The following is an 11466-nucleotide window of genomic DNA, read 5'->3' as shown; positions in this document are numbered from 1 at the left end:
CGGCGCGTCGTACGAGGGCGCGGTCGGCCACCTGACCTTCCGCCCGATCCTGTCGGTCGATTACTATCGCCTCGCCGAAGACGCCCATACCGAGACCGGCGGCGGCAAGGCGTTCGACCTGTCGATCGACAAGCGCACCAGCGACGAGTTCGCCGCCAATGCGACGATGGCGGTGGGCCTGACCTTCGGTTCGACCGAGGACGGCTGGTTCCACACCGAGATCGAAGGCGGTCGTCGCCAGATCCTGAGCGGCGAGCTGGGCGCGACCACGGCGAGCTTCTCGGGCGGCCAAGCCTTCACGCTGATTCCCGATCAGCGCACCGACGGCTGGGTCGGCCGCTTCCGCGCGTCGGGCGGGTCACCTGGCTTCCGCCTAGGCGGCGAAGTCGGCGCCGAGGAACAGCAGGGCCACGCCGCGATCTCGCTGCGCGCAACGCTGCAGATCGGGCTGTAGTCTGACCCTGAGCTAACCGGGGACTGCCCTGGCGCCTTCGGGCGTCAGGGCAGATTTGCCGCCAATTCGTCCAGGAAAGGCTGAGCGGTGCCGTCCGACGGCGCGCGCCAGTCGCCGCGCGGGCTCAACGCCCCTCCAGCCGACACTTTCGGTCCGTTGGGGATCGCCGAGCGCTTGAACTGGCTGATCGCAAAGAAGCGGAACAGGAATTTCTCCAGCCACGCGCGGATCGTCGCCAGGTCGTAGGCATGGCGCGCCGCCGCCGGGAAATCGCGCGGCCAGCGGCCGGCATCCACATCGCTCCACGCCTTCAACGCCAGGAAAGCGACCTTGGACGGCGCCATGCCGTGGCGCACGATATAATGCGCGAAGAAGTCGTTGAGCTCGTACGGCCCGATCCTGCTTTCGGTCGACTGCATCGCGCCGTCGGCGCCTGCCGGGACCAATTCGGGCGAAATCTCCTGCGCCAGGATCGCCTCGAGCACGCGGTCGGTCTCCGCGTCATATTGATCGGTGCGGATGCACCAGCGGATCAGGAACTGGATCAGCGTCTTCGGCACGCCGGCATTGACCGCATAATGGCTCATCTGGTCGCCGACGCCATAGGTACACCAGCCGAGGGCGAGTTCGGACAGGTCGCCGGTGCCGATGACCATGCCGTTATGCTGGTTCGCCAGTCGGAACAGGTAATCGGTGCGCAGGCCGGCCTGCACATTCTCGAACGTCACGTCATAGACCGGCTCGCCCTTGGCGAACGGGTGGCGCATGTCGTCGAGCATCTGGGTCGCGGCCGGACGGATGTCGATCTCGTCGCCGGCCACGCCCAGGGCGCGCATCAGCGCCCAGGCGTTGGACTTGGTCCCTTCGCTGGTCGCGAAGCCCGGCATGGTATAGCCCAGGATATGGTCGCGTGATCGGCCCAGCCGGTCCATCGCCTTGGCCGCGACGATCAACGCATGCGTCGAATCGAGCCCGCCCGACACGCCGATCACCAGGCGCTCGGCGCGCGCCGCCTCGATGCGCCGGACTAGACCCGAAACCTGGATATTGAACGCTTCGTAGCAATCGGCGTCGAGCTTTTCCGGCGTGTTGGGGACGAACGGGAAGCGGCGCAAATCGCGCTTCAGGCCGACATCGGCGAAATCGGGTTTGGCCTCGAACCCGACGAAACGGAAATCATTGTCGTCGACGCCGGCGTAGCGCGCGGTGTCGGCGAAGGTGCCGTTGCGCATCCGCTCCTGGCGGATCCGCCCGCAATCGACATCGGCGACCAGCAGGTCGGATGTCGTCGGAAAGCGCTCGGACTCGGCGATCAGCTCGCCCAGTTCATGCACCATGCTCTGGCCGTCCCAGGCAAGGTCGGTGGTGCTTTCGCCGGGCCCGGAGGCGGAGAAGACATAGCCGCAGATCGCGCGATCGGATTGCGCCGCCGACAACAGCATCCGCTGCCGCGCCTTGCCGATGACGACGTTCGATGCCGACAGGTTGCAGCATACCAGCGCGCCGGCCAGCGCCGCCCAGGTCGATGGCGGAGTGGGCCCCCAGAAATCCTCGCAAATCTCGGCATGGAAGATGAAATGCGGCAAGTCGCTGGCGGCGAAGATCAGGTCGGTGCCGAACGGCACGTCGCGCTGCCCGGCAAGATCGATCGTCGCCCGCGCGATCCCTTCGCCGCTGGTGAACCAGCGTTTCTCGTAATATTCGCGATAATTGGGCAGGAAGGTCTTGGGCACCACGCCCAGGAGGCGACCGCGATGGATCGCCACCGCGCAATTGTAGAGATGGCCGTTTCGCGCGATCGCCGCGCCGACCAGCAGCACCGGTCGGAGCTTGGCGGTCGCCGCCGCGATCTCGGCCAGCCCGGCTTCGACGGCGCGCTGGATCGTGTCCTGAAGATGCAGATCGTCGATCGCATAGGAGCTCAGGCTGAGCTCGGGAAAGACGAGCAGGTCGCAGGCTTCGTCATGCCCGCGCTTCGCCAGCGCGATCGTCTCCCTGATATTGAGGGCGATGTCGCCGACGCTCGCCACGGGGGTGCAGGCGCCCACGCGCAGGAATTCGTGCGCGTGGTGCGAGAAGAAACGGTGGGTCTTCGCCATGCGCGCCGCTTAGCTCCGATTGTTGCCGTTCGCCAACAATCAGTTGGGTCGTGGCGATAAGCCCGGATTATGCATCGCTGCGACGGCTCAACCGTTGCCGTGGCGTCGCCGCGTTTCCCAGCCCTTGCGCGCTGCCGCCGAGCGGGCCTCGAACGAGCCTTTCTTGTGCGCTCGCCCGCCGCGCGCCGACGAGACGTGACTATCCTTCTTGCCGCGGCCCGAGCCCGATTTGTTGCCCCCGCCGGATTCCTTGTTCACCGTCGCCCAGGCGCGCGCCTCGGCCTGCTTCTTGGGCGTGCCGCGCTTCTCATAGCTCTCCTCGATATGCTCGGCCTTGCGTTTCTGCTTGTCGGTATAAGCTGACTTGTCGCCACGGGGCATCGCGACCTCCATCGTTCATGCTGCGCAATAACGCATCGAGTGGACGTCCGTTCACTTGTCGGGCTAGAAACGGATCATCGTTCGATCCCAACGGGTTGGTTGCAGCATGAGCATGGATATCGATACGCCCTATCCGGTCAGCGCGGAGCAGGCCGCGCGCTTCGCCCGCGACGGCTTCATCCGGCTGAAGGACGTGTTCGATGCCGAAACGCTCGACCATTACGGCCGCGCGATCACCGAGCGGACGATCGCGCGCAACACGCAGATCCTCCCGCTCGAGCAGCGATCGACCTATGACAAGGCGTTCCTCCAGGTCATGAACCTGTGGGAGGAGGGCGGGGCGCCGCGCGAGTTCGTGTTCGGCCGGCGGCTGGCCGGAATTGCTGCGGCATTGCTGCAGGTCGACGGCGTCCGGCTCTATCACGATCAGTCGCTCTACAAGGAGCCGAGCGGCGGGATCACACCGGCGCATGCCGACCAATATTATTGGCCGGTCGCCAGCGATCGCACCATCACCGCCTGGGTGCCGCTCCAGCCGGTACCGCGCGACATGGGCCCGCTCGCCTTCTTCGCCGGCAGCCAGCACGTCGAGTTCGGCCGCGACCTCGGTATCTCGGACGAGAGCGAGGCCAGGATCACCGCCGATATGGAGCGGCACGGTTTCCCGATCGTCGACGAACCGTTCGATCTGGGCGAGGTCAGCTTCCATCTCGGCTGGACCTTCCATCGCGCCGGCGCCAATCGCTCGCACGATCCGCGCTCGGTGATGACGATCATCTACATGGACCGCGACATGGTGCTGAAGGCGCCCGAGAATGCGCAGCAGCGGAACGACTGGGATCGCTGGTGTCCGGGTGCCGAGGTCGGGCGGGTGATCGACACGCCGCTCAATCCGATCCTGTTCGAGGCGTGATCCGCGCGATCGGCCTAGCGCTCGCGGCGTTGCTGCTCGCGGCGCCGGCCGGCGCGGCGCCCCGGGCCCAGGTCACGTCGGCGGCGATGCGCGACGAGGTGATCTACCATATCTTCTTTCGCAGCTTCCGGGACTCGAACGGCGACCGGATCGGCGATCTCGAGGGGCTGACGGCAGGACTAAACGACATCAAGGCGCTGGGCGTCACCTCGCTGTTGCTGACCCCGATCCAGCCCTCGCCTTATTACCACAATTATTTCGCGACCGATTTTGCCGGTATCGACCCGGCATACGGAACGATGGAGGATTTCCACGCCTTCGTCCGCGCCGCGCATGCGCGGGGATTGCGCGTCTATCTCGACGAGGAATTCCAGTACGTCGCCGAAGGCCATCCCTGGCTGACCAGCTCGCGCGGCCGCCCGGGCGCGCCGTTCGGGCGCTATATCCTCTACGACCGGCCGAAGACCAATGAGGAGCCCGAGCCGTTCCTCGGCGTCCCCGCCTGGCCGGGCCATGACGGGCGCTGGATCGGCATTTCGATGGTGAACCTGAAATCGCCAGCGGTCCGCGCCTATTTCGCGCGCCTGCTGGTGCATTGGGTCGATCCGCATGGCGACGGCTCGCTGCGCGACGGCGTCGACGGCTTTCGGATCGACCATATGATGGACGATCTCGACGACAAGCATCGCCTGACCGATTTGTTCGCCGATTTCTGGGCGCCGATCTTCAGCGCGATCCGGGCGCGCAACCCCGCTGCGCGGATCATCGCCGAACAGGCCGATTGGGGGCCGGGCGATGCGTGGCTGACCAGGGGCGGGGCGGACATGGTGTTCGCTTTCCCGCTGCGGTTCGCGCTCGAGAAGATGGACAAGACGGCGATCGTCAAGGCGCTGCGCGCGAGCGGCGACGCGCCCGAGGGCCAGAGTCGCATCCTGTTCCTCGAGAACCACGATCTGGACCGGTTCGTGTCGGTGGTCGGGGACGACCGGCGCAAGGCGCGGATCGGCGCGGCGCTGACCCTGCTGATGCGCGGCACGCCGTCGATCTATTACGGCCAGGAACTCGGGATGCGCGGGCGGATCGATCCGCGGGTCAAGAGTGACGGCGCGCATATCGGGCTGCGCGAGGCCTATCGCTGGAGCGGCGATCTCGAGGCCACAGGCTCGGCGATCTGGTATCGGACCGACGCGACCGCCTGGACCAATCGCTTCAACCGCAGCAATGACGGAGTCTCGCTGGCGGAGGAGCGCGACAGGCCGGACTCGCTCTACACTTTCTACCGGACGTTGCTCGTCTTGCGCGCGGCGCGGCCGGAATTGCGGCAGGGCGACCAGCGAATATTGTGCGACGACGATTCGACGGCGGTGTGCGTGCTGCGCAGCATGGGTGGGCGCCGCGTGCTGGTCCTCGCCAATAGCGGGGCGGCGCCGGTTCGGCCGAATCTCCCGGCGATGGGGCAAGGATGGACCGACCTGCTCGACGGCGATCGCGCGGTCGATCCTATGGCGATCGAGCTGCCGCCCTATGGAATGCGCGTATTGGGGGCAGGCTGAACGGAGAAGGGCGCCGGCTGCTTCAATGGAAGTCGCGCGACTTGGGCAGGATCCGCACGTTGCGCGGATGCCGGCCATGCGCATCGGCGGTGTAACGCGGGTCGGGCGACATATCGATAGGCGCGCGCGCGGTCGGCGGTAGGGCGACATGATCCTCGGACAATCGCGCGAGCTCGGGGGTGCGATCGATCACCCGCGCGCCGATCAGATGAACGACGCTGCCCTCGTTCGGCGCGCTGCGCTGGACCTCGCCCTCGACCGTCATCAGCCGCGATCCCATCACCTGAAGCCGCTGGCTCTCGAAGACGCGCGCCCACAGCAGGACGTTGGTGATGCCGGTTTCGTCCTCCAGCGTGATGAAGATGGCATTGCCGGTGCCTGGTCGCTGGCGGACCAGCACCACGCCGGCGACGGTGACGCGCGAACCGTTGCGCGCCTTGCTCACCTGCTCGCAACTCAGCATGCCTTCGCTCTCGAACATCGGCCGCAGGAATTGCATGGGATGTCCTTTGAGGGAGAGTCGGGCGACCTGGTAATCGGCGACGACTTCCTCGTTGAGAGGCATGGCGGGCAGGGCGGCATCTTCCTCCTCGCCAAGTTCGCGCGCCTCGGCTGCAGCGAACAATGGAAGCTGGTTCGATGGCGTGCGGCGAACGTCCCACAAGGCATCGCGGCGTCTCTTGCCTATGGATCCCCAAGCATCGGCGTCGGCGAGCAGCCGCAACGCGCGTGAGGGCAAGGCAGTACGCTGGGCAAGTTCCTCGATCGTGGTGAAGGGGCCGCCGATGCGTGCGTCGGCGAGCTTCTTCGCCCATTCTTGCCGAAACCCATCGATCTGGCGAAAGCCCAATCGCAACGCGAAGTCGTTGCCCTTGGCTTCGAGCGCATTGTCCCAATAGCTGGCATTGACGTCGATCGATCGGGGTTCGACCCCACCGATCTCCTGCGCCTCACGGACGATCTGCGCGGGTGCGTAAAAACCCATCGGCTGGGAATTCAGCAATCCGCAGGCAAACACCGCCGGATGGTAGCATTTCAGCCAGGAGGAGACGTAAACCAAGCGTGCAAAGGACAAGGCATGGCTTTCCGGAAAGCCGTAGCTGCCGAAGCCTTTGATCTGATCGTAGCATCGCTGGGCGAAATCCCTCTCGTATCCGCGCGCGACCAGGCCATCGACCATCTTGGCTTCGAACAAATGGATCGTGCCGACGTGCCGGAACGTCGCCATCGCGCGGCGAAGCTGGTTGGCCTCTGACGGCGTGAAACCCGCCGCGACGATCGCCAGCTTCATCGCTTGTTCCTGAAACAAGGGCACGCCGAACGTATCGCCCAGGATGTGATGGAGCTCTTGGGGGTCATGCGGCAGGCTGGGTTTTGGAAACGACCAATCTTCCTTGCCGCTGCGCCGCCGAAGATAGGGATGGACCATATTGCCCTGGATCGGACCGGGACGAACGATCGCCACCTGTACGGTAAGATCGTAGAGATTTACGGGTTTCAGGCGCGGCAGCATGCTCATCTGCGCGCGGCTCTCGACCTGGAACACGCCGAGGCTGTGTCCCGCTTTCAGCATCTCGTACACCTTGGGGTCGTCGGAGTTCATGTCGAGACTGAGCGACTGATCGCCCAGGCCGTTCTCCCGCATCAGATCGAAACATTTGCGGATGCAAGTCAGCATGCCGAGCGCGAGCACATCGACCTTCATCAGTCCGAGCGCGTCGATGTCGTCCTTATCCCATTCGATGAAGGTGCGATCCTCCATCGCCGCGTTGTGGATCGGCACCGTTTCGTCGAGCCGGTCCTGGGTCAGTACGAAGCCACCGACATGCTGAGAGAGATGCCGGGGGAATTCGAGCAACTGGTCGACCAACTGCTTGAGCCGCGCGATCTCGGGATTGTCGAGCGTGAACCCGCTTTGGGTGATCCGTTCTTCCTCGACACTGCTCGAATAGCTGCCCCAGACCGTGCTCGAGAGGCGAGCGGTCACATCCTCGCTCATTCCGAGCGCCTTGCCGACCTCGCGCAACGTACTGCGCGAGCGGTAATGGATGATCGTCGCGGCAATACCGGCGCGGTGACGACCGTAGCGCTTGTAGATATATTGCATCACCTCTTCGCGTCGCTCGTGCTCGAAGTCGACGTCGATATCCGGGGGTTCGTTGCGGTCCTCCGAGACGAAGCGCGAAAAGAGGAGGTTGTGCTTGACCGGATCGACCGACGTCACGCCCAGCAGCCAACAGACAATCGAATTGGCGGCCGATCCTCTGCCCTGACACAGGATGGGTGGCTTGGCGGTTTGCGCGAACCGGACGATGTCGTGGACGGTCAGGAAATAGCAGGCGTAATTCTGCTGCTTGATGAGTGCGAATTCTTCCTGAATCAGTTCGAAGGCCTTGGGCGGTATGAGGCAATCGTAGCGGTCGATCGCCGATTGCCAGACGATATGTTCGAGCCAGGCCTGAGGCTCCCAGCCTTCCGGGACCGGCTCATGCGGATATTCGTAGCGTAGTTCGTCCAGGGTGAAATGGATGCGCGACAACAGGCGTTCGGTTTCCATCAACGCCTGCGGATATCGCTCGAACAGCCGCGCCATTTCGCCAGGGGTCTTGAGATAGCGCTCGCCATTGGCTTCGAGCAGTCGTCCCGCTTGCTTCACGCTCGTGCCCTTGCGGATGCAAGTGACGACATCATGAAGCGGGCGCTGCTCGGCAGTGGCGTAGAGGGCGTCGTTGGTCGCGAGCATCGGCACAGTCGCTTGTCGGGCAAACGCCGCGAGTTTGTCGATCCGTCGTCCATCACGGCCACTGCGGGGCATGGTGACCCCGAGCCAGAGACGATCACCGACCACGCGTTTCAGCCGTGAAAGAACGGCGTGGAGCCCGTCGTCACCCCGAACTGGTTCCGGGTCCCAATGCACAATTTCGGCTATCGGTTGCGATACGGTGGAAGCGGCGACGGATCCGGCCTGGCGATCGGGAAACGGAATGACATTGGTTTCGACGATTTCATCGTCGCCGAGTTGCAACGTTCCGCGATCCTGTCCTTCGTCGATCTGCCGCTTTTTCGGCAATTCCTCGACCTCGTCGGACGCGAAGCTGCTGTCAGGCAAGACGATCAACAACAGGTCTTGATGGTGCTCGATCAGGTCGACGAAATCGAGTAGGCAGCCGCCCTTGACCGCGCGACGATTGCCGACCGTCAGCAACCGCGTCAGTCGGCCCCAGCCGAACCGTGTGGCGGGATAAGCGACGATGTCCGGCGTGCCGTCGCGGAACACGAGCCGGGCGCCGACGACAAGACGGAAATCGGGATCAACTTCGGGAGCATCCGGAGCCTCCGAAAATGCTTCCCAAGGTCTATCCGCTTCATGCTTGATCTTCGCCTTGAGCCAGGCACGCGGCGCTCTTTCACGCCATTCCTTCAAGGCAACGTGCGCACGCACCACGCCGGCGACGGTATTGCGGTCCGCGATGCCGATGCCGCGCATTTCAAGTTTGATGGCTTCGCCGACCATGTCGCTGGGATGCGAAGCTCCGCGCAGGAAAGAGTAATTGGTGGCCGCGACGAGTTCGGCAAAACCGGTCACGAGAACACGCCGTGGATGAACCATTCGGGCTTCTCGATCTCGTCATAGAGTCCGCGGCGAAAAATCCAGAAACGGCGGCCACGTCGGTCTTCGACGCGATAATAATCGCGCGTCGGCGCCTGACGACTGGTCCACCACGGCGTCGCGATCCGCTCCGGTCCTTCGACGCGCGCGATCTCATGCAAGATGCGTCGCCAGCGGAACTGGCGTGGCGGACCGTCGGGCGGCACGCTGACGACGGGATCGATCGGTTGCGGCGGATCGAACAAGTGAATCGGCCTGAGCGGCGGTTCTCCTTCTTCCGGGGGCGACCAGCTATCGGCCGGGGCCGGCTCCATGGCCGGAAGCATCAACTCGGCCTGTTCGGGCAAGTGCCGGTCACGTGACGCGAAACGGCGCACGCGGTTACGGCCGAGCCGGGTCGAAAGGCGATCGACCAACTGGCTCAGTTCCGCTTCGGCCACCGCGCCGCCTTCGAGCTTCAATTGCGCGGCGTCGAGCCGCTCCGCGATCGGGATGTCGAGCCTAATCAGGTCGAAGCCGAACCCGGGATCGATGGGATCGGACAAGGCATCGATCCGCTCGCGGAACAGGCGCATGACAGCAGCGACATCGCGGCTGGGTTGTCCGGTTTCCACCGACAGACGCTGAACCAGCCCATCGGTCCGAAAGAAGCGTGCCTCGAATCGTCGCCCGCCTTCATGGCTTTGCTCCAGCATCGTCATCGCTTCGCCCACCAGATCGTCCAGGATCGTGAGCGCGAATGCGGTTTTCGCTACCGGCTCGGCAAAGCGGCGTTCGACGCTCAACGGCTCGCGGACGACGCGCGGGGTGAGGGGACTGTCCGCTTCCCCCATGATCCGGCGGACCTGCGTCGCGGCATCGGTACCGAAACGTGCGGCGATCGCCGAAAGCTGGCGTACCGCGACATCGCCCACCGTCTTGAGACCAGCGCGTTTGAGCGCGGTCGTCGCTTCTTCCTCGAGCCCGAGAGCAGCGACGGGCAACCGGCGAACCGCTTCATCTTCGCTGGCGCCGACGCTGCGATATCGTGCCAGCGCACGCGCGGCATCGGGATTGGCGGCGAACGCGAGCCGGGGGACGATTCCCAGTCGTTCGAAACGTGCCGCAACGTCGTCGCCGAGCTTCGTTTCGCCGCCGAACAGATGCGCGCATCCAGTGACGTCGAGCACCAAGCCGTCGGGGGCATCGAGCATCACCCAAGGCGTATAGCGCGCGCAGCCCTCCGCCAGTCGTTCGAGCCAGAGATGGTCGTCATGCGGGACGTGATCATAGGCATCGAGCCTCGACACGCGCGCGCGTGCATCGGCGAGAGTCATGCCGCGTTCGATACCGAGCCGCGCCGCTTCCTGGTCGATTGCGTAGAGCCGGAGTGCGCCCTTGACCTTCTCGACCACCGCAAACGGCACGCCCGCATTGCGGGCGAACAAATGCCCGCGCGTCAGCCGCAGCCGCTCAACCGGCAGCCACGGGAAGAACAGCGCCAGGAAGCGCCGGTCGTTCGAGGGGCTGGAAACTGCGTCGTTCACGATTCCACTCCACGCGCCATTGCCGGCCGGCCGGACCGGCGCGGCGGCGCAACAATTCGATGTCGAACACCGGATATCCCGGCGCTCCCTGCGATGTGCCGTCGGCCAGCGCCGTCGAAGGAGCAGGGGCCACCCGCCAGCGCGTATCGGCCACACTGGGGCTTTCGCGCGCGGCGGCCCGCAGCAGCAGCACGGTCACGCCCGAGGCTTCCGCCGCCAGCATCAGTCGCCGCGTCGCGGTCAGATCGAGCGGTTTCGGCTCGCCCCAGGTCTCCACCACGAGCGCGCCGAGCCCGGCACAGCGCGCGGCGTCGTTAGCCGCCTTGAGCAAGGTGGCATCGTCCACGAGCAGCCCGAGAATCAGGTCGCTGCCACGCAGCCCGAGTTCGCCCAGTCCGGTGGCATAGAGTTTACCGGCCTCGCGCTCCGCGGCCTCCGTCCGCAACCACAGCAAGGGCTTGTCGTCTTCGATCCTTACGGCGAGCATCGCGGCGAACCCGGCCAGGCTACCGGCATCCTCGCCCTCATCGGCCATCATCTCATGGAGCCGGCCCCGCGCCAGGCCCCCGCCGAGCCACGCGTCGATCGCCTCATGGCCAGTGGCGAAGCGCGCCTCGCTGTCGCGAGCGCGCACCCCCTCGATGCGCGCGACACGGCGACGCAACCGGGCGAGCGAGGCGGGCGACTCGGGCATAGGATGTTCATGATATGTTCTATTTGGCGGATTGCAATTTGAATCGTTGGTAAATGCAGCACAGAGCCGCTCATTCTTAGCCCCTCCCCCTTAGGGGCAGGGGAATCGCATTTGGCTTGCGCGTTTGGGGTGACTGGATTCTGAAGCTGTCTCCATAGTTGGAGGCGGGGATGGAGGAGTTTTCGGATCACTTTGCGGACGTGCCTGATCCGCGTGCAGCCAATGCGCGTCACGAT

Annotated in this window: 8 protein-coding genes; 3 read left to right on the top strand and 5 right to left on the bottom strand. The window is 64.9% G+C overall.

Features of this window, described 5'->3' with window-relative positions; all coding sequences use genetic code 11:
• Positions 1 to 454, top strand: a 454-nt coding sequence (locus ACTHJR_RS05610; protein WP_440522141.1) for an autotransporter outer membrane beta-barrel domain-containing protein, incomplete at its 5' end; no start/stop codon positions are given.
• Between the two features lie 44 nt (positions 455 to 498).
• Here the strand turns inward: ACTHJR_RS05610 and ACTHJR_RS05605 are convergent.
• Both ACTHJR_RS05605 and ACTHJR_RS05600 read right to left on the bottom strand, forming a co-directional pair.
• Positions 499 to 2553 (bottom strand): NAD(+) synthase, encoded by a 2055-nt coding sequence (locus ACTHJR_RS05605; protein ID WP_440522140.1) that lies wholly within the window; start codon positions 2551 to 2553, stop codon positions 499 to 501.
• 87 nt (positions 2554 to 2640) lie between these two features.
• A complete protein-coding gene (locus ACTHJR_RS05600) occupies positions 2641 to 2934 on the bottom strand; it encodes a plasmid stabilization protein (RefSeq protein ID WP_440522139.1) in 294 nt (97 codons plus the stop codon).
• A gap of 106 nt (positions 2935 to 3040) precedes the next feature.
• Between ACTHJR_RS05600 and ACTHJR_RS05595 the strand changes: the two genes are divergently transcribed.
• On the top strand, positions 3041 to 3847 hold the full coding sequence (locus ACTHJR_RS05595; RefSeq protein WP_440522138.1) for a phytanoyl-CoA dioxygenase family protein: 807 nt from the start codon (positions 3041 to 3043) through the stop codon (positions 3845 to 3847).
• Positions 3844 to 5400, top strand: coding sequence for an alpha-amylase family glycosyl hydrolase (locus ACTHJR_RS05590; RefSeq protein WP_440522137.1), 1557 nt, complete (start codon positions 3844 to 3846; stop codon positions 5398 to 5400). Before ACTHJR_RS05595 ends, ACTHJR_RS05590 begins: the two co-directional genes overlap by 4 nt.
• A 22-nt stretch (positions 5401 to 5422) precedes the next feature.
• On the opposite strand, the gene ACTHJR_RS05585 is transcribed toward ACTHJR_RS05590, so the two are convergent.
• The 3 genes from ACTHJR_RS05585 to ACTHJR_RS05575 are packed head-to-tail and all read right to left on the bottom strand — an operon-like array spanning position 5423 to position 11230.
• Positions 5423 to 8986, bottom strand: coding sequence for an error-prone DNA polymerase (locus tag ACTHJR_RS05585; RefSeq protein WP_440522136.1), 3564 nt, complete (start codon positions 8984 to 8986; stop codon positions 5423 to 5425).
• Positions 8983 to 10536 carry a Y-family DNA polymerase gene (locus tag ACTHJR_RS05580; RefSeq protein ID WP_440522135.1) on the bottom strand — a complete coding sequence of 518 codons (1554 nt, stop codon included), beginning with the start codon at positions 10534 to 10536 and terminating at the stop codon, positions 8983 to 8985. Before ACTHJR_RS05580 ends, ACTHJR_RS05585 begins: the two co-directional genes overlap by 4 nt.
• Complete coding sequence (locus ACTHJR_RS05575) at positions 10463 to 11230, bottom strand: ImuA family protein (protein ID WP_440522134.1); 768 nt, start codon at positions 11228 to 11230, stop codon at positions 10463 to 10465. Before ACTHJR_RS05575 ends, ACTHJR_RS05580 begins: the two co-directional genes overlap by 74 nt.
• Positions 11231 to 11466 lie beyond the last annotated feature (236 nt).

The organism is Sphingomonas sp. (genome assembly GCF_051962185.1).
Classification (GTDB): Bacteria; Pseudomonadota; Alphaproteobacteria; order Sphingomonadales; family Sphingomonadaceae; genus Sphingomonas.
Note: the sequence above shows the minus strand (reverse complement) of the source record. Positions and strands in the feature narration are given on the sequence as shown.

Coding starts and splice junctions, on each gene's coding strand:
- ACTHJR_RS05575 (WP_440522134.1), bottom strand. CDS start 11,230: ATGCCCGAGTCGCCCGCCTCGCTCGCCCGGTTGCGTCGCCGTGTCGCG.
- ACTHJR_RS05605 (WP_440522140.1), bottom strand. CDS start 2,553: ATGGCGAAGACCCACCGTTTCTTCTCGCACCACGCGCACGAATTCCTG.
- ACTHJR_RS05595 (WP_440522138.1), top strand. CDS start 3,041: ATGAGCATGGATATCGATACGCCCTATCCGGTCAGCGCGGAGCAGGCC.
- ACTHJR_RS05600 (WP_440522139.1), bottom strand. CDS start 2,934: ATGCCCCGTGGCGACAAGTCAGCTTATACCGACAAGCAGAAACGCAAG.